Source organism: Arenicella xantha (assembly GCF_003315245.1).
GTDB lineage: Bacteria > Pseudomonadota > Gammaproteobacteria > Arenicellales > Arenicellaceae > Arenicella > Arenicella xantha.
In genome coordinates this window covers 312,019-331,446 of the sequence record NZ_QNRT01000001.1, presented here as the reverse complement: position 1 = coordinate 331,446, position 19,428 = coordinate 312,019, and the positions used below count along the sequence as shown (strand labels likewise).

The 19,428-nt window shown below is 46.9% G+C and carries 14 protein-coding genes; 11 read left to right on the top strand and 3 right to left on the bottom strand.

Going from position 1 to position 19,428, the window contains the following annotated elements:
* Position 1: 1 nt before the first annotated feature.
* A complete protein-coding gene (locus DFR28_RS01460) occupies positions 2–1,177 on the top strand; it encodes a CaiB/BaiF CoA transferase family protein (RefSeq protein ID WP_113952524.1) in 1,176 nt (391 codons plus the stop codon).
* 612 nt (positions 1,178–1,789) lie between these two features.
* On the opposite strand, the gene DFR28_RS01455 is transcribed toward DFR28_RS01460, so the two are convergent.
* Positions 1,790–2,425 (bottom strand): DsbA family protein, encoded by a 636-nt coding sequence (locus DFR28_RS01455; protein ID WP_113952523.1) that lies wholly within the window; start codon positions 2,423–2,425, stop codon positions 1,790–1,792.
* On the bottom strand, positions 2,419–3,282 hold the full coding sequence (locus DFR28_RS01450) for an MBL fold metallo-hydrolase (RefSeq protein WP_113952522.1): 864 nt from the start codon (positions 3,280–3,282) through the stop codon (positions 2,419–2,421). Before DFR28_RS01450 ends, DFR28_RS01455 begins: the two co-directional genes overlap by 7 nt.
* A 105-nt stretch (positions 3,283–3,387) precedes the next feature.
* On the opposite strand from DFR28_RS01450, the gene DFR28_RS01445 reads away from it, so the two are divergent.
* Positions 3,388–4,299 carry a LysR family transcriptional regulator gene (locus DFR28_RS01445; protein ID WP_113952521.1) on the top strand — a complete coding sequence of 304 codons (912 nt, stop codon included), beginning with the start codon at positions 3,388–3,390 and terminating at the stop codon, positions 4,297–4,299.
* 509 nt (positions 4,300–4,808) lie between these two features.
* On the opposite strand, the gene DFR28_RS01435 is transcribed toward DFR28_RS01445, so the two are convergent.
* Complete coding sequence (locus DFR28_RS01435; protein ID WP_113952519.1) at positions 4,809–6,161, bottom strand: right-handed parallel beta-helix repeat-containing protein; 1,353 nt, start codon at positions 6,159–6,161, stop codon at positions 4,809–4,811.
* A gap of 452 nt (positions 6,162–6,613) precedes the next feature.
* Here DFR28_RS01435 and DFR28_RS01430 point away from each other — a divergent pair, with 452 nt between their 5' ends.
* From DFR28_RS01430 to DFR28_RS01390, 9 genes are all read left to right on the top strand, one after another.
* Entirely contained in the window at positions 6,614–7,474 is an 861-nt protein-coding gene (locus tag DFR28_RS01430; RefSeq protein WP_113953370.1) for a restriction endonuclease, read from the top strand.
* 140 nt (positions 7,475–7,614) lie between these two features.
* Entirely contained in the window at positions 7,615–8,352 is a 738-nt protein-coding gene (locus DFR28_RS01425; RefSeq protein ID WP_113952518.1) for a DUF6615 family protein, read from the top strand.
* A 496-nt stretch (positions 8,353–8,848) separates the two neighbouring features.
* The gene (locus tag DFR28_RS01420; protein WP_113952517.1) at positions 8,849–9,823 is read left to right on the top strand and encodes an HNH endonuclease; all 975 of its coding nucleotides are present in this window, start codon (positions 8,849–8,851) and stop codon (positions 9,821–9,823) included.
* A gap of 102 nt (positions 9,824–9,925) precedes the next feature.
* Entirely contained in the window at positions 9,926–10,588 is a 663-nt protein-coding gene (locus DFR28_RS01415; RefSeq protein ID WP_113952516.1) for a hypothetical protein, read from the top strand.
* A gap of 179 nt (positions 10,589–10,767) precedes the next feature.
* Positions 10,768–12,921 carry a type I restriction-modification system subunit M gene (locus DFR28_RS01410; protein ID WP_113952515.1) on the top strand — a complete coding sequence of 718 codons (2,154 nt, stop codon included), beginning with the start codon at positions 10,768–10,770 and terminating at the stop codon, positions 12,919–12,921.
* Between the two features lie 8 nt (positions 12,922–12,929).
* A complete protein-coding gene (locus tag DFR28_RS01405; RefSeq protein ID WP_281268357.1) occupies positions 12,930–14,210 on the top strand; it encodes a restriction endonuclease subunit S in 1,281 nt (426 codons plus the stop codon).
* Positions 14,207–15,610 (top strand): AAA family ATPase, encoded by a 1,404-nt coding sequence (locus tag DFR28_RS01400; RefSeq protein ID WP_113952513.1) that lies wholly within the window; start codon positions 14,207–14,209, stop codon positions 15,608–15,610. Before DFR28_RS01405 ends, DFR28_RS01400 begins: the two co-directional genes overlap by 4 nt.
* Positions 15,607–16,323 carry a hypothetical protein gene (locus DFR28_RS01395; RefSeq protein ID WP_113952512.1) on the top strand — a complete coding sequence of 239 codons (717 nt, stop codon included), beginning with the start codon at positions 15,607–15,609 and terminating at the stop codon, positions 16,321–16,323. Before DFR28_RS01400 ends, DFR28_RS01395 begins: the two co-directional genes overlap by 4 nt.
* Positions 16,320–19,349, top strand: a complete 3,030-nt coding sequence (locus DFR28_RS01390) for a type I restriction endonuclease subunit R (protein WP_113952511.1) — start codon at positions 16,320–16,322, stop codon at positions 19,347–19,349. The genes DFR28_RS01395 and DFR28_RS01390 overlap by 4 nt, the downstream gene beginning before the upstream one ends.
* The last annotated feature ends 79 nt before the right edge of the window (positions 19,350–19,428 follow it).

Below are 19,428 nucleotides of genomic sequence, written 5' to 3'. Positions count from 1 at the left end.
AATGATCAAGCAAGGCGCACTGTCGCACGTTAAGGTTTTGGACTTGTCGAGAGTATTAGCTGGGCCGTGGGCCGGGCAAGTACTTGCTGATTTTGGCGCCGACGTGATCAAGGTTGAGCAGCCAGAAAAAGGAGACGACACTCGGCATTGGGCGCCGCCGTATATGCCTGATGCGAATGGTGCCGATACGGCAGAGAGCGCCTACTACCTGTGCGCGAACCGAGGCAAAAGGTCGATTTGTGTGGATATTCGTAGCGCTGAAGGTCAAGCTGTGCTGCATGCGCTGGTGGAGGACAGTGATGTCGTGATAGAAAACTTTAAGACTGGTCACTTGGCAAACTATAATCTTGATTATGACACCTTATCTAAGATTAATCCGGCTCTGATCTATTGTTCTATCACCGGGTTTGGTCAAACCGGACCGTATTGTGAACGGCCCGGCTACGACTTTTTGATTCAAGCCATGAGCGGGCTAATGAGTGTGACCGGAGACCCTGATGGTCCACCACAGAAAGTCGGCGTTGCGGTAACGGATGTACTAACTGGGTTGTATTCGGTGATCGGGGTTTTAGCCGCTTTGTCAGAGCGTTCGATCTCCGGATTAGGGCAACACATCGATTTGTCCCTATTTGATGTTGCGGTCGCATCCATGGCAAACCAAGCAAGCAATTACCTCGTTGGCGGAATGACTCCACAGGCGATGGGCAACGCGCATCCAAATATTGTTCCGTATCAGAGCTTTGAAACGCAACAAGGACACTGTGTGTTAGCCGTTGGCAATGACTCCCAGTTTGTGCGGTTTTGTGCCGTTGTTGGGCGTCCGGAATGGGGCGACGATGAGCGCTTTAAATCGAATAGTCAGCGGGTTAATAATCGGCGGGTCTTAGTTGCTCTAATTGCCGAAGAGATGCGCCGTGATACGCGTGACAACTGGTTGGCAAAGTTTCAAAAAGCAGATGTGCCAGCCGCGCCAATTAACAACTTACAGGATGTTTTCAATGACCCTCAAATTCTTGCTCGGCAGATGAAAATCAATGTGCCGCATCCGAGCAATCCAGACCTCGAGTTAGTCGGCAACCCAGTTAAGTTTTCTCGCACGCCGGTTAGCTACCATCGTCCGCCTCCTGAGCTGGGAGAACACACAGAGGAAATACTCAATAAGCTCAATCGGATTTAGTGCGTGAACGTCTCAATTGCCAGATGAGTCTAGAAAGTCTTTACCAAGCGTTATTAACTTTTTCATGGACACCAGCGACAATAGGCTAACCCACTAATTTTCCGAAAATGCTGCAGGTGTACCGAATAAAGCGTATCAGGGGGCGTGCATCACCCTTTGATGAATACTCCTAAACGATCTCCATGTCCGGCTGAAAAATCAGTTATGCAGTTTGGTTGTTTTCCGTATTAATTTAAGCCGTCGAGATTTTCGTCAGAGTAGATGGTATCCAATACTATTTGTGGTGAGCTGTAGATCAAGGCGGTGACGTCTTCGATGTGCTTCACGACACGTCGTAACACAAGAACAATCGTGCCGAGCTTCCACACCAACTAGCAAGAGTTTGAGCGCGCGGGATGAGAAAGTTTAAATCAACCATGCATGCTCAGAGATTTGTCCATGCGCAGGCATCCATTTACAACGCAATTATCCTTGGCTGCCATCTGCTTAATGCCAGTCACTGTCAATACCTAAAGACCTATACGTTCGTTGGTTGGAGCCAAGTAATTTCTTAGAAATTGCGCTTTTTCTAACTTTGTTCCAGGAAGTTACCTTGTCCTTTGTTCTAGGAAGTTACCTTGTCGGTGCTTCAAAGAGTCGGCTAATAAGCTTTTCCCACCCTACGCTGTTGGAATAATATTCTGCATGAGGAAGAAGTCTAACGCCATTTTCATCAACCAATATGAAAGTGGGGAAACCTTGTATATGCCATTTATCCATTAATAGATGAGTCTCTCGAATGACCGATTTAATGTCATTCTTAGCCTGCTCCATTTCTTTTATCCACTGAGTAGCGTCCACGTTTAAACCAGTTGCAAGATTGGTTAGCACTTCATGCTTTGTCGTGTCGATGCCGTTCTCGTAGTGCGCGTGTTGAATCGCTTTCAGCATCTCAAAGCCTCGACCATTTATCTTTTGCATGACGTGTATGGCTTGGGCTGTAACGATTGAATCTAAAACCACGGGGCTGTTTTCGGAGATTCTTTTTTTGTAAGCATGACCAAAAGATTGACCTGTCATGCTTGCGATATGTTGATCTTGAACTAAAACACGCGCTTTAAACTCAGAACTTAATGGTTTGTTATCGATCATGCCACCCGGGTGCATGACGAGTTCAATATTGTCGTTTTTGGCCAGTATTTCTGTGAGTGAAGTGGCGCCGTAGCACCACCCACACATTGGGTCGTAAAAGTAATGAATATTTACCATTTCATCTCACCCATATGAACCTTGGCTCCGATGTTGAGTGCTAGGGATAGCTGTGCTTCAGGGTACAGAGTAGTCATAGTTTCAATCAAAGCTTCGCTGCTTTTACTATTTTGTTTGGCAGTATTAAAAGCCTTTAGATATTCAATGGTATAGCGAATTCCATCACCATTTAGTTTACTTCCTGCTGCCATATGACCCGGAACGACGACTTCTGGCTTAAGGGATTGCATTTCTTCTAGTTGAGCGAACCATTCTTTTTGTAACTCAGGCGTCTGAACGTCGGCAGTCCAAACATGTAAACCATCAAATACGGCGATATTGCCGACAATGGCTTTTAGTGACGGTACCCAAAGGTATGGACGATGAGCTAAGCCACCTTCTGTGCCTTTAATTTCAATACGGTAACCATCAACAGTAAATGATTTTTGCTTAAAAGGTTCTGGTGTAACTGGGTAAACCGGTGCGTTCACTCCCATCTCAGGACTCCAAAATGCAATTTTTCCGGCCTTCTTCTTTTCAAGCATTTTCAGGACGCTGGGTGTGGCCAGTACCTTGGCATTTGGGAACATCTGCTTCAACACTTCAGCGCCAAAGTAATAGTCAGGGTCAGACTGACTGATAAAGATGGTCGTCAATGTTTTACCTGAGTCAAGGACATTGGCTGCAATGCGCAGGCCGTCAGCTCGGGTAAAGCCGCCATCGATCACAACGGCTTCTTTTTCGCCATAGATCAGGGTTGAATTAACGTGAAAGCTTTTGTCGGAAGCGTTATAGACCTTTAGTGTTAGCGGTGTTTTCTCCGTCGCGAGAGTTGAAGTGCTAATCAGTAAGGCCGCAAACAGTGTCAGTAGTTTCATTGGTTTTACATACAGTTGGTTAAGTGTGGGAAGGAGTATGGCTGATTGATTTGCTCGGATAAACATCATAAACTGACCAACATTGTTTCTTAATTCGAGCAGGTAATGGATAGAATTACAGCAGCTGAAGTGTTTGTTGATGTCGCTTATTCAGGTAGCTTCAGTGCTACTGCACAAAGGCTCGACATGTCTCGACCGATGGTTACACGGTACATTGAGGCAATGGAGATTTGGTTGGATGTGCGTTTGTTTCAGCGAACTACGCGGAAAGTTAGCTTGACCAGCGCTGGTGAGCGTGGGCTTCAAGATATTGAGCATTGGCTTAAAGATATGAAGCGTTTTGTGAGTGATGTAAATCCGTCAGATCAGCTCTCAGATTCCATCCGAATTTCAGTTAGTCAATCGTTTGGCTACAGTCAGGTCATGCCCGCCCTCATCGATTTTATGCAACAGCACCCTAAGGTGAGAGTTGATGTCGATTTACAAGACACTACCGCTGATCTAGTTGAAGAGCGAATCGATTTGGCGATACGTATTTCCTCGAGTCCACACCCTTCGCTCATAGGTAAACCAATAGCTTTATGTAAATCAGTACTGGTTGCTTCTGAAGCGTATCTAGCAAGCAAGCCAGTAATACAACAACCGACAGATCTAGCAGACCATGCTTGTTTGGGGTACAAAAACTTCGAGCGTAATATTTGGCACCTCAGTAAGGGAGCGCAGCATGAATCTGTCAGTGTTGACTGCCGTTTAACCGCCAACGAAGCAAATGCACTGATGTATGCTGCCATTCATGGGGCAGGGATTGCTTTATTGCCGACCTATTTAGTAAATGAACACATACGGAAAAACAAGCTTCAAAGGGTTCTGGCAACATGGGAGCCCTCCACAATGAAAATATATGTGCTTTATTCATCGCGTAAGCATCTGTCGCCAACGGTGCGAACACTCATTGATTTTTTAGCAGATCATTTTTCTAAAAATTATTGGGATGTTTGTGACCAGAGTGAAAACTGAGCGCTGTGCGTGAATACCGATAACGGTCAGTCAATCAATTGTGAGTCGGTATTTAGCAATCGAAACACAACCAACCGTTCAACTTGAGCCTCAAATATTGTCTGAACATAGAGGGGTTGCGTTGGCCAGTTGGCCGCATTGCTCTCTGCGGCCATTCGGTCTACAAAAGAGCTTCCAGACGGGTGCTCATAAAAGGTTATTGCAGAAAAAGCACCATTGAGGCTAACAAGCATATTCGAATGTACCTAGCATTTTAGGCATTTGTTAATGTTTGCTCCGAGCGTGCAACAACCTGAGCCGAGCATCATTCGACCGAAGACCTCAAGTTGCTATTTCGGTTATTCAAAATGAATCGAATAATCGAATTCGGTCATGCTTATGCCGGGCCCCACGGAGAGAGCTGCAAGCCTCTCGGATTGAACCAGCCAATTGCTAGGAAAAATCAAGTTTCAGTTAAGTATCTTGCAAGCCCCGCGCGTGAACAAAATGCTTTAGCTTCAAATACCTCATTACAAACTGAAAATTGCGGCTTTGCCGTTGCTTAGCGGAACCACAAAGAAGCTAGGGTCGTAAAAGGCATAGGATCCAATGTCGCATGACGTGCGTGATTCACCTCGTTTATCCTTCGTAGGGCAGTCGTTTTTTACCCCGGCGCCGATGGCTGGGCTGGATGGCTTTAATGCATGGCTTTTTGTTGGGCCGCCATTGGCGGCTAAGGTGTCTAAGATTGAGGTTAACGGCGTTGGGTAGTCGCCGTCGCTGGTGGCTGTGATGTCGGTGTTGGACAAGGTTATCCCCAAAATAGCGTCGTTGTTAATGGTGTCAATAGTTCCAATAAGGTTGCCTGCTGTATGAACCGTGCCAGCAAATCGGCCGATCTCCGATCTGAGAATTCCATTTTTTGCGAAATTCCCAGAAAAAATATTGTTGGTGGCAAACACTTCCGATGTCTCGCCAGTTACCGTTAGTCCGCCGCCAGCCAGGCCAGTGGTGGAGTTGCCGGTAATAGTATTGTTAAGTAACATCGCTTGGCCGCCGGCGTGTACATGTATTGCCGGGTTACTCGAGTTGGCCGACAGTGTGCTATTGATTATATAAAAATTACTATCATTGCTAATCTTAACGCCGCCCCCTATGTTGCCCGACACCGAGCTATAGGCGATCTGGCCGTTTGTGGCATCGGCAATTAGCCCAGCTCCGCCGCTTAGCCCCGCTGCTTGGTTTCCTGAAATGTCACTGTTAACCAGCTGTACTTCGGATGACAACACTCTTAGTCCACCGCCAGTCCCGCCTGCGTAATTATTCCGTATTGAACAGTTGTGCAAGCGAATTTCGCTTGATCCTGTGACTGAAATCCCCCCGCCGTTGCTGGCTGCAAAGTTTCCATGAATTGAGCAATTATTCAGAAATAGGCCGCTTGAGCCCTGCACCAGAATGCCGCCGCCTTCATCGGCTACGCTACCTCCGGTAACGGTAACTCGGTCAATAACAACTTGGGCAGAGTTCGATATTGTCATTGCTCTGTCGTTGTTGCCTGCGTCAAGCGTGACCGTGTGAAGGGGCGGCAGGGCAATAGTCACATCATGGGTGATGTTGATGGCCGAGTTCAGCTCAATCACAAGGTTCTGGTTCAGCATTAGTGTTGATACTTTGTCGTTATCACCAAAATCTCCGTTAAATTTAAAGCATCCGGCTTCGAGTGCTCCATTGTTTATAGACTCAATGGCTTCACGGAATGTGCATAACGCATCGTTGTCCTTCACGTTGTCGAACAAAATAGTGGCTGCATCAGCTGAGGCGCAGATAAGAGAGCTAATAACAACGGCTAAGTGTTTTTTGCGTAATTTGGAAATTAAAGCCATGAGCGTTTTGCCTATGTGTGGTCTAAGGTTTAGTTGCGAATATCAAAAGACGTTAAATACCCATTTGTCTTGTGTAAGACAAAATACTTGGTTACGTAGTTTGATTGTCGGCTCTTCAATTCTGTGCCAGTGACCTAACGCATCGTGAACAGCCATTGCGGCGATACGTTACGCACTCACCAGCTATTTATCTACTATCCAAACGGGTAGTTTGGCCCGTTCAAAATAGTTGGCCTTAGCACGAACCAACGAGGTAATGATTGTTAAAACGCAGTAGCCGAATGTTTTTGCCACACTCAAACCACGCGAGCTAATCAAAACTATTTTTCCAAACCAGTCGCTGTCTGCTAAAGTTGACAAATCTTAAGTCTGAGACATTCAGTTTTTTGAGAGCGAAATATCGCTAAACGAGTCAATGAGCATTACTTCTTCGTAGGGGGGGGAGACAATCAATGGCGAGGAGAAGAAAGAGCAAGGAGTCAGCTGGCGCAGAAGCGGTAGGCATAATCATCATCTTGGCGGTGGCATTTTTTATGCTAAACGGATCTTCATCGAACCCAGTCGCTGCGGCGGTACTTAGTACGCTTAAAACACCGCTGATCCTGCTGATATGTTTTGTGGCTGTAATGGCTGTGATCCGGTTTTTAGCGGCGCAAAATAGTTCGAAAGCTAAACCGCAAAAGAAACAGAGCTATCAGAAAGCCCAGAGACCAACAAAACCTAAAGCCAAGATCGACTCAATTCGCGCCAACGATATGCCCAAACCCACCGAGTGGAGCGAAGCACTCATCAACCAACTCGAATGGCGTGTGTTTGAAAAACTCTGCACTCGCCTATGGGAAGAAAAAGGCTTCTCAGCCAAAGAAACCAACGCAGGCGCGGATGGCGGTGTCGACTTCTACCTCTACGCCAACAGCACCAAACAAAAGATTGGTGCGGTGCAATGCAAAAGCTGGGGCAAGAAACAGATCGGCGTAAGCGTGTTACGAGAACTACAAGGCGTGGTCGCGTCCGAGCAACTCAAACTCGGTTTGCTGATGTACTCAGGCGAGTTATCAAAAGCGGCGAAAGAGTTTTTGGCGCTTTCTACCGTTTCAATAAAGTCCCAGGGCAGTGCCGCGATATTAGCTGAAATTGAAAAGCTGAATGAGGCTCGGCAGCAAGCCTTGTTGAGAGAAATTACCGTAGGCGATTACACAACGCCTTCTTGCCCGAATTGTGATGTTAAGTTGGTTGAACGCACGGCGCAAAAAACGGGGAAAGTGTTCTGGGGTTGTTCTAACTTTCCGCGATGCCGTCATGTTATGAACTAAGTTAGTTGGATGCGAGTGTTAATTTTAAAGTGGGGTATAAAGCGTTGAGTATTAATTTACATTCCTGGTCGTTAGCTGACATTGCGCGAAGAGGGTCGCAGTACGTATGGCACCATTGCCGCCTAGGGCGCGAGAGTGGAATGCAGTTAGGTGAAAATTCCATTACTGATTTTTATCTCTTAAACTTCAAATATTGGCTAGATAAGCACAATCATTCAATAAAGATTCACCACTACACACAGTACGAAGAGGGATCAACAGGCGCGGATTGGGCGTGGTTGTTTACCGATCCATCAGGCCAATGGTTTGGGTTCTTAATTCAAGCCAAAGTAATGAACTTCAAAAAGGGGAGCTTTGAGAAGCTGTACTACCAGAATCATAAGACAAAACAAAAGCAGGTAGACCTGTTGATTCAGCATGCGAAAAATGAGTCTTTAATCCCGTTGTATGCGCTGTATTTAAATTGGGAAAATAGGAAGTATGACAAGTCTTCATCATGCAAAACGTTTTCCAATAGCATTACGCACTATGGTGCTTCATTGTTAAATCCTCATTTCGTCAAGCGCAACCATGCGTTGAAGAACAAGCCAAAATCATTGGCGGCTCTTTTGGCTCAGCTGAAGCCATTGCATTGTATTTTTTGTCCGGCTTTAATGAATCAGTCCGGGTTGGTTCAGTCAGTAGCTCGATGGGCAGAACAAAACCTGCCTGAATCGACCAGAGATACCAGTACACTCATTCAAGACGGTAAACCTCCGTTGTTGACCTATTTCGAAACAGCATCAGAAGCGTCGCAAGAAAATGATCTTTCCAAAAACGTACTAACTGACTATGGAAATGTAAAGGGGCTTACTGTCGTTGAGCAATTCGAGCAATGAAAATTTAGTGTCTTAGAGAAAGCAAATTTTTAAATCAGCGGGGCAGAAAGGTAGTTGGAGATGTGCCACATGGGCTTAGAGGATAGGTCCTCGAATACTACCCATAAAGGGCTCTGACCCCTTAAATTCTAAGACACCAAGGCATGGCCCTTATATTCGCTACTGCCAGTAGTGTTTGAAGTGGTGGTCGCTAATGCGCTCATTGAATTTCCCTCGCTAGGTAATTAAGTTACAAAGCGCCGAACACAAATCGCGCTCTCATTAACTTAGATACATAATTTGGGCTTTTGGATTCAAATTTGGGGGGGGGGGGGGGGGGCAGCGTCGCGGCGCAGTGGTAATTAAGCGACAAAGGTGGGTTTTCTCAATAAGCGTTGAACTGTAGACTTGGGAAAGATCAATATGTCTTTGAAAGGGGCGGGGGATTTATGGCAGGAAGGCTTAAGCGCAAGTGTGTTCGAGGTTCACTATGCTTTGCATTGGTTGATCAATAGCCATGAACTACTGGTGGGTAAATCAAAAGCAAACCTTCGCTCAAGAAGTCGGTAACGGAGACGGTTATCTTTGGTCACCCAAATTACAGTCTGACGGTCGACGTAATTTCTCGTATGAGTTTATGAAGAAAGTGCGCCAAGGCGACGTTATATTTTCATATGCCAACAGTGCAATTATGGCAATAGGTGTTGCGCAAACTCACCACTACAGTTTCCCCAAACCAGATGAGTTTGGCAACGCTGGCGCAAATTGGTCTGATGAAGGCTGGAAGGTCGATGTTCGATACACTCGGCTAACCAGCCCGGTTCGAACCATTGACCACATTAACAGTCTGCGAAATTTACTACCTAAGCAATACTCCCCATTGCAAGCGACAAACGGTCATGCAAATCAAGCATATTTATTCAAAATTGACCAACATTTAGCGCTTGCGCTGGCAGAATTAATAGATCAACATGCCGTTGAACTGGTGCGCCAAAACAAAGTGAATGCAGAAACTGTAATTGTGCCACAAGTGTTTGAGCGAATAGAGGAGTGGGAGGATCAAATTCAAAGTAAGATTGAGTCAAATGATTCACTCTCGCCAACTGATCGTCTTACCCTAATAAAGGCGCGACGAGGCCAGGGCCAGTTCAGACAAGATGTTCTTCGGGTTGAGCAACGTTGCCGAATTACCGGTGTTGCTCGTGCTGAGCACTTAATTGCGAGTCACATCAAACCTTGGCGAAGCGCAAACGACGCTGAAAAGCTCGACCCGCAAAACGGTTTCATCCTAACGCCTACGGTGGATCACTTGTTCGACAAAGGCTATATTAGTTTCGAAAACAGCGGAGAGGTCGTGCTTTCCGATATTTTAGACAAAACGGCTTTGTCAAAAATGGGTGTCATCGGTCATGCTAGTAGGATCAATGCGGTGCAAATGTCAGTTCCAAAACGCCACTATTTAGAATGGCATCGGGAAAATATCCTTTTGTGATGCGCTGAGTCGCTCTCCCCTTAAATTGAACAGAAAGATCAACGAAGCTATAAGCCATTGCCACATATAAGCTAAAAAGCAAGAGATAAAGGGAGAAATGAAATGCGTAAAAAAACTAATATGTTTGAAGAGTGTACGAGTATTGGTAAAGAACTGGTAACTTCGTTTCATGCGCAATTTGCCCAAAATCAAAATCACCATCAATCTCTGTTTTTACAGGTGCTCACCGTACTGCTGACGGTGCTAATCGGATTCGGCTATTTATACGTCCGCGTAGGCATTAATGAAGAACAAGCTGGCATTAGAGTAACGCCAGAGACGATTTATGGGTTTTTAGCACTTGCGGCCGCATTGCTCTCGCTTTCGATTGCCCTGATTTCAAATATGGCTCTTGGGTTTCGACGCGATCAATTAGTTGCATGTAATATCCGCGTAAAGGCTGGTGTGATGCTATCTGAAAAAGGCGAAGACGAAAATTACTTCATCGGAAGATTCAACCCAATAAAGAACACTAAATTCTGGAATTGGATGCCGGAGTTCCATTTCATTTTCTTTTGGGCGTTGATAGTGATAAAGGCTCTTCTATTCTTTGGTTTAATTCTCAATAGTGAATTTGGCGTTGAATTAAGCTGTAGCTTCGATGCGATAGTAGCCTCGACCGTTGTCGTTGTTTGCATAAGTTTTATCGTTGATTTCATCGTTTTTAGGCATTATCAGTGCAAGTGGAAAAAATATGCAGCAGCAGCACCAGAAAGGTTAAGGTGAACCTATTTTCAATAAACCAAAATTGGTATAAGTAGGATGAAAGCCGCATTGTATTAACTCATACCTATTCAATCAGATAAATTATGGATGTGCCCCAGAAAAATGATTAACTCCTCACTGTTTCGCTCTGACTTTTTAGTATCAGCTAAGTATTTTCTTAGCTATATGGGTGTTGCTGCATGAGCACACAAGACTTCCAACCAATCGCAAATTTCATCTGGTCCGTAGCTGATTTGCTTCGTGGCCCATATCGTCCGCCTCAATACGAGCGGGTTATGCTGCCTCTTACCGTGCTACGGCGTTTTGATTGCGTATTGGCCAACACCAAGGAACAGGTGCTTGCTTCCCATGCAAAACTTCTAGCTAGTGGAAAACTTAAGGACCTCGATCCGACGTTGAACAGGATTGCTAAAGATACTAAAGGGACTGAGCTCGGTTTCCACAACCACAGTCCGCTCGACTTCCAAAAGCTTAAGGGCGACCCCGATAATATCGGGCGCCATCTCCAAGACTACATTAACGGTTTTTCGCAGAATATTCGCGACATCTTTGACAAGTTCGAGTTCGATAAAGAAATCGAAAAAATGGAGGAGTCAAACCGGCTCTATCTCGTTGTTTCCAAGTTTGCTGAGATGGATTTACATCCAGATCGAGTGGATAACATCACCATGGGGCTCGTCTTCGAGGATCTCATTAGGCGGTTCAATGAGGCTGCCAACGAAACTGCTGGGGATCACTTTACACCGCGCGAGGTCATTCAGCTCATGGTCAATTTGCTCATGGAGCCGGACGACGACTTACTCACCAATGGTAGCCCTATTGTGACTATCTGCGACCCTGCTTGCGGCACAGGCGGGATGCTTGCCGAAGCGCAGAACTGGATCCGAGAACACAACGAAAATGCCATCGTTAAGGTTTTTGGTCAGGACTACAACCCGCGCTCTTTCGCTGTTGCTGCTTCAGATTTGCTTATTAAGGGACACAAAGACAGTCGAGTAGAACTTGGCAATACTCTCACTGATGCGCCCTTCGATGATATTGAAGGCTTTGACTACCTCCTAGCCAACCCGCCCTTCGGAGTGGATTGGAAGGCTGAGCAGAAGGAGATCAAAAAGTGGAAAGACTTTCACGGCTATGATGGTAAGCTCCCGCGCGTGAATGACGGCGCACTCCTTTTTCTGATTTACATGCTATCTAAGCGGCAGGACTTCCGCCCGTCGCCTGATCCGCAGAAAAACAAGCGTGGCACACGTATCGCCATCGTTTTTAATGGCTCACCTCTATTTACTGGTGGTGCAGGTTCAGGGGAGAGTGACATTCGTCGTTGGATCATCGAAAACGACTGGCTTGAGACCATCGTCGCCATGCCGGAGCAGATGTTCTATAACACAGGCATCGGAACCTTCATTTGGGTCGTCACCAATCGAAAAGAAAAGAAGCGCAAAGGTAAAATCCAGCTCATCGACAGCCGCGACCGCTGGACGCCGATGAAACGCAGCCTTGGCGACAAACGCCGTTACCTTGATGCAGAGACCATCAATACCCTTACACGCGAGCACGGCACTTTCGCAGAAAGTGATACCAGCAAGCTTTTTGACAACGCCGACTTCGGTTATCGCAGAATCACAATCGAGCGGCCTCTACGCTTGCGCTTTCAGGTAACCGACGATGCCAAGGAAAGCTTTCTCAATGCCTGCCCTGAACTCTTCGATGCGGTAGAAGCCATCGAAGAAGAATTGGGTACAGAACCATATCTCGACTGGAATCAAACATGGGTCGATGTGCAGCGCATCGTCAAGGGTTGTGAAACAGGTTGGGACTCAGGAGCCAAGGGCACTAAGCAGAAGAAATTTTTCCGCGACTGTTTTACGGAGACAGATCCAGATGCCGAGCAGGTCATCGCTAAACGCGGCAGTTTCTCCGGCATCGTAGGCAAAGGGGAGTTCCCTGGACAAAAGCTCATTGGCAATCTCGAATTGAGTGAGCTCGATCAAGTCTTTGGTGTTGTTAATGAGAGCAAAGGCAAGAATGGCCAGGCAATTCAATACGAAGCCGACCCGAAACTACGCGATAACGAGAACGTGCCGTTAGACGAAAACATCGTCGCCTTCTTTCTCCGTGAAGTCCGCCCATATTTTGCCGACTCCTGGATAAATGCCGATGCTAAACTCTGCGACGAAAAGGACGGAGGCATCGGCAAGGTCGGTTACGAGCTCAATTTTAACCGGGAGTTCTTCAGCTATCAGGAACCGCGCAGCTTGGAGGAAATCGATAAGGAGTTAGCTACCGTCGAAAGCAAAATTCTTGAAATGCTTCAAGAGGTGACGCAGTGACCTCTTCAATGCTGCTTTGCTCAACACTTCCAGTCTCTTGGAAGTCGGTGCCTTTGAAATCAGTAGCTACTTACGAGGTAAGCAATGTTGATAAACACGCGCATGACGACGAATTAGCCGTTCGGCTTTGCAACTACACCGATGTCTATAAAAACGAACGTATCACTCTAGATATGGAGCTGATGTGGGCAACTGCTACGGAAAATGAGATTTCTAAATTTCACCTCGAAGAAGAGGATGTCGTGATTACGAAGGATTCAGAAGAGTGGAGTGACATTGCGGTTCCAGCGCTTATTTCAGAAACTGCCGATGATCTCGTTTGCGGCTACCATCTTGCTTTTATCCGCTCCAAGCCCGGAGTCTTGTCAGGACGATACTTGTTTCGCGCTATACAATCGCGACCAGTCGCCCTCCAACTTGAGCTAGCGTCTACTGGGGTCACACGTTGCGGGCTTCCTAAAGGAGCGATTGGTGCTGCCAAGATTCCTCTTCCACCACTTCCAAATCAGTTAAAGATTGCAGACTTTCTTGATTCAGAGACCGCTCGAATCGACAGCTTGGTCGAAGCAAAAGAATCAATGCTAGATCTTATAGGGCAAAAACGCTCGGCTCTGATCAATAATTTGGTTACTAGAGGGCTCAATCCGGAAGCTCCGATCAAATCCTCTGGACTCGACTGGCTCCGCGACATTCCGCAGCATTGGGAAATCGAGCGGGCAAAGAATCTCTTCTCAGTGCGCGATGAGCGATCCAAAGAAGGCGATGAAGAGTTGCTCAGTGTTTCTCATATCACGGGAGTGACCTCTCGGGCTTCAAAGGAAGTCAATATGTTCTTGGCTGAGAGCATGACGGGCTATAAAAAGTGCCAGAAAGACGACTTTGTGACCAATACGCTCTGGGCGTGGATGGGTGCTATGGGAATCAGCCCGCTTGATGGCATTGTCAGTCCCGACTACCATGTCTATGAATCGAAAGGAAAAATTCTTCCAGAGTTCATGGAGCTTCTTTGCCGCTCCAAACCCTTTGTAGCGGAAGTGACAAGATGGTCAAAAGGCGTTTGGTCTTCGCGCTTGAGGCTCTACCCTGAGAACTTTTTCGAGATTCGTTTCCCCGTTCCACCTCACGAAGAACAGGAAGCAATTGTTGCCGAAGTCGCCGTTTTTCGAGATAAGACTACAAAGCTTACGGAGGCACTTATTGACTCCATAAGGCTTCTTAAAGAGCGTCGTTCCGCACTCATCACCGCTGCCGTGAACGGAGAAATTCCATTGGAGGAAATGGTCGCATGAAGCTCAAATCAATAAGTTTGGCGAATTTCCGTGGCTTTGAACAGGTTGATTTCAGCTTTGAAGACGATGTTAACGTTATTGCTGGTGAGAATGGGATTGGTAAATCGTCGGTCCTCTGTGTGCTGGCAACTATACTCTCTCATGCTGTACGGGACACAACTCCTGCACGAAGTAGTGAACTGAAATTTTCAGATGCGGACGTCCGATTTGGATCAGAATCATTAATTGCTTCTGCCAAGATGGAGGTTGAAGGAAAGGTTCTGGATTACTCGATCAGGCGATCTCTAGAGAACAGAGAGAAGACAAACACACTCGTTAATGAATTGAGCGATCGACTAAACGAACTGCGAAAGGTTGAGGGCGGCAACAAGCGCGACCGCGAGAAGGAACAGGCGAAGATCCAGCGGAATATCGTATCGTTGAAACGAACCCTCACCGAGGGTGAAGACATCCTAAACCTCATTGTGAGCGGCATGGACGTTACGCCAGCAGTCGATGATTCAACAGCACAGACAAGGGCTGAAAAAGCATTCATGGCGGGCCTGCGGAATCGCGAAGGACAGCCAGTGGCGGTCTACTACTCGACCAAGCGTTTTTTCAACGATGAGTTCAAATCGATTCCGAAAACCCGCCCGTTTACGATAGCCAAGGCATACTCAAACGCCCTCGAAGACCTAGACGTCAGCTTGAAGGAATTTGCCCACTGGTTTCACTTCGCCTCCGAAAGTGAGAAGGGAGTCAGAATTGCTGGTCGAATGGTCGAGGTTATTTCAGAGTTCATTCCCGAGTTCAGCAATCTCCGATTGTCCGATAAAGGGCCACTTCGATTCCTTGTCGATAAAGGTGGGGCAACATTGCAACTGACACAGTTGTCAGACGGTGAACGCGGCCTTTTGGCAATGGTTTTTGATTTGACACGCCGCCTTTCACTTGCTAACCCAGAAAGCGAGAACCCTATCGCTGAAGGAAAGGCAATTGTCCTGATTGATGAAGTTGAACTGCACCTCCACCCGAAATGGCAGCGGGAAGTGCTTCGCCGACTGGAGTCTACCTTTGAGAATTGCCAGTTTATCGCCACTACACATTCGCCGCAAATAATCGGGGAAGTTGAGTCGAGGGGGGTAAAGCTTTTTTACAAGCGAGAAGGGAAAATCTTGGCCGAAACCCCAGGTATGGCATTCGGAGCGGACTCCAATTGGATTCTAGATGTCTTGATGGATGCCGACGACCAGAACGCGGAGGTGGAACAAGCTATCGGCGAGATTTCCAAACTTCTCGCAGAAAAAAATCTCGAATCGGCAGCTAAAAAAATCGCAGCACTTCGCGACACCATTGGCAATACCGCGGCGATCCAACGAGCCGCTTCAAGCTTAGACCGCATACGCCTGCTTGGAAAATGAGGCGGATTGAAAAACAAGCTGGCACACCCGATTGCTTGAGCGAATTTATCGAGCTGCAGCTGCAGTCGGGCCCTCCTGTGGTAAATCTTTGCTATCCGGAGTTTAAGAACCCTGGAAAGAAGCAGCTTCATGAACTACTCACGCGGGAGCAGTTTGGAATCTGTGGTTACACTGGAGCCCCCATTGACGAACGAATCGAAAATCTTCAGGTTCCGCGACCTAAGATCGCATATTCCAATCATATCGAGCACCTGAAGTGCCAGGAAGCATGCAAGGCCGAACTCGATGCCGCTGGGTTGGAGTACGGCTGCGATCTTTGCGATGATTTAGCCTATCACAATATGATTGCGGCCCTCGAGGTTCGGGGTGTGAAGGAGGAACATTTTGGTGCTGTTTATAAAGCTGACAATGAACTTCGTATATGGCCAACACAAGATGGATGCGAAGAAAGATTTCGATTTCATGAGGTCGACGGCGGGGTAAGTGCACTCGATCCAGATGCTAAACACGCGGTAGAGGTATTACACCTTAATCACGATACACTGAAAGGCTGGAGAAAAGCAGCGCTCGATAGTTTTCTCGACCCCGAAGTCATTGTGACACGAGAAGATTTTGAACGGGTGGTCCAAGCTGTAGAGCAGTCTTCAAACGACAAACTTCCTGAATTCTCATTCGTAATTGCCTCAGTGGCGAAACAGTATCTAGAAGCATGAAAACAACCTCTGAATTAACATTTGAGACGGCTATTGAAGCAGTTCTGCTGTCGAACGGTTATGTGAAGCACAAGTCGAAGCAGTTTGATGCTGAACTGGCAATTTTCCCCGAAGTAGCCTTAAGCTTTATTCAGAAAACCCAACCCAATGTTTGGGCTAAGCTCGAGACCTTGCATAATGAAAAAACCGGCGAACGCGTAATTGCTGCACTGTGTAAGTGGATGGATACGCACGGCGTTCTGACAACACTGCGACATGGTTTTAAGTGTTACGGTAAAACGCTGCGAATCGCTTTTTTCAAACCAGCACACGGCTTGAACCCTGAATTGGAGGCACGCTACGCAGAGAACGCTCTAGGCATCACAAGGCAGTTGTATTTTAGTACCAAACGCCCTAAAGACAGCCTAGACATGACCTTAAGCCTAAACGGATTGCCTATAGCCACATTGGAGCTGAAGAACCCGTTAACCAGACAGACGGCAGAGAATGCAATACACCAGTATCGCCATGATCGTGATCACAGAGAGAAGATATTTGAGTTTAAGAAACGCTCGCTAGTCCATTTTGCTGTGGATACCGAAGTAGTCCACATGACGACACGGTTAGCGGGAGGCTCAACTTATTTTCTGCCCTTTAATCGAGGCCGAGATGGCGGTGCAGGAAATTCACCTGACCCGGAAGGCCGGAATTACCGGACGGCCTACCTCTGGGAAGAAGTTCTTGAGCGTCACAGTCTGCTCGATCTACTCGCACGCTTTCTTCATTTGCAAGTCGAGGAGAAGCGCACGGACGAGGGTAAAAAAGTAAAGAAGGAGACTATGATCTTTCCTCGCTACCACCAACTGCGGGCGGTACGAGAAATTGTAGAGGCCTCGGCTGTGGAGGGAACTGGAAACAATTATCTGGTAGAGCATTCTGCTGGGAGCGGTAAGAGTAATACAATTGGCTGGCTTGCGCATAGGCTCTCGAATCTACACAACACTTCAGATGAACGAGTGTTCGATAGCGTGATTGTTGTGACCGATCGTTTAGTGCTCGATCAGCAGCTTCAGAACACGATATACCAGTTCGACCACCGTCAAGGTGTGGTCGAAAAAATCGAGGAGAACTCACGGCAGCTAGCAGAGGCGCTTGAAAATGCGGTGCCGATCATTATTACCACGCTGCAAAAGTTTCCTTTCGTTTCAAAACAGCTTCTCAAAATGTCGGAGGAGCGCGGAGAAGAGCGCAGTTACCTGCCAACCCGAAATTGCGCCGTCATTATCGACGAAGCGCACAGCTCGCAATCCGGAGAAACAGCCACTGACCTAAAGGAAGTGCTAGGTGGTGAGGCGTTGCGAGAGACCGCGAAGGAGTTAGCCGAAGATGACGGTGAATCAAATCTTGAGAAGATGTTCCGCAGCATGGCCAAGCGAGGTCAACAGCCGAATCTTAGTTTTTTTGCCTTTACAGCGACACCGAAGCACAAGACCTTGAAAGTATTTGGCCGAGATGGGAAGACCTTTAGCAAATACACGATGCGCCAGGCCATCGAGGAAGGCTTCATCGAGGACGTGCTCAAGAACTATGTCAGCTACAAGACCTACTACAAATTGCTGAAAGCGTGTGAGGATGACCCGAATGTAGAACGCAAGAAGGCAGCCCGTGCTCTGAGTCGCTACATGCGACTCCATCCGCACAACATCTCGCAGAAAACAGAGGTGATGGTAGAGCACTTCCAGAATTACAGTCGCCATAAAATTGGTGGGCGCGCGAAGGGAATGGTTGTTACTGGGTCTAGGCTTGAAGCCGTACGCTACAAGCAGTCTTTTGATAAATACATCAAGAAAAAGGGATACGAAATAAAGAGCTTGGTTGCGTTCTCTGGAAGTGTGATCGACGACAAGATTCCGGATAAGACTTACACCGAAGTAGAGATGAATAATGGCATCCGTGAGAAGGATTTGCCGGAAGAATTTTCAGGGAATGAATACAAGGTACTTTTGGTGGCAGAGAAGTATCAAACTGGATTTGATCAACCATTGCTCCACACCATGTATGTGGACAAGCGATTGGCAGGTATTCAAGCTGTGCAGACGCTGTCCCGCTTGAACCGAACCCATCCACTCAAAGAGGACACGTTCGTTCTCGATTTTGTTAATGACCCCGCTGAAATCCAAGAGGCATTTAAAGTCTATTTCGACGGCGCCACGCTCGGGGAGGAGGTCGAACCAGAGAGGCTCTATGAGATCAAAGCAGAGTTGGATGAATCCGGCATTTATCGCAACGATGAAGTAGAGGAGTTTTGCAGAGTCTTTTTCGCCCCGCGCAAGCGTCAAAGTGCCAACGATCATAAAGCTATGAATGCAATTCTGGACAAAGCTTCGGCTCGATTCGAGGATTTACAAAGGAGCGCTGAAGAAGAAGCCGAGCTTTGGCGTGGAAAACTTCACGCGATTAGAAATCTCTACGCATTCCTAAGCCAAGTCATTCCTTATCAAGATAGTGATCTCGAGCGACTCTACATCTATCTGAAACACCTTGCGCTCAAACTGCCCAAGAGGAAGTCGGGACCAGATTACCAGTTCGACGACGAGGTGCAGCTCGAATACTACCGCCTGCAGAAGATTAGCGAAGGATCAATTAGCTTAAACGAGGGCTATGCAAAACCTCTCGATGGCCCAAAAGAAGTTGGAAGCGGCATGGTTAGGGAGGAGGCCGTTCCACTCTCCCGCCTTATCGATCTGATTAATGAGCGATTTGGTGAGAACCTGAATGAAGCCGATCAATTGTTCTTTGATCAAATTACCGAAGCAGCAACTCAAGTCGACGCCATCAGGCAAGCTGCTGAGAATAATCCAATTGGTAAATTTCAGCTTGTCTTTGGAGAGATTCTTGAGTCTTTATTCATAGAGCGAATGGATCTGAACGAGGATCTTTTTGCCCGCTATATGAACGATCCTGAGTTTAAATCGGTTGCAGCTGAATGGCTTGGCCAGCAGGTTTACTCTAGGATTCCGAAGACTGTTTTGTATGAGAAAAATTAATTTAAGGGGTCAGAATTTAAGGAATTTAAGGGGTCAGAGCCCTTTTACACAACCACTTGTTAAGTGATACGCTGACAAG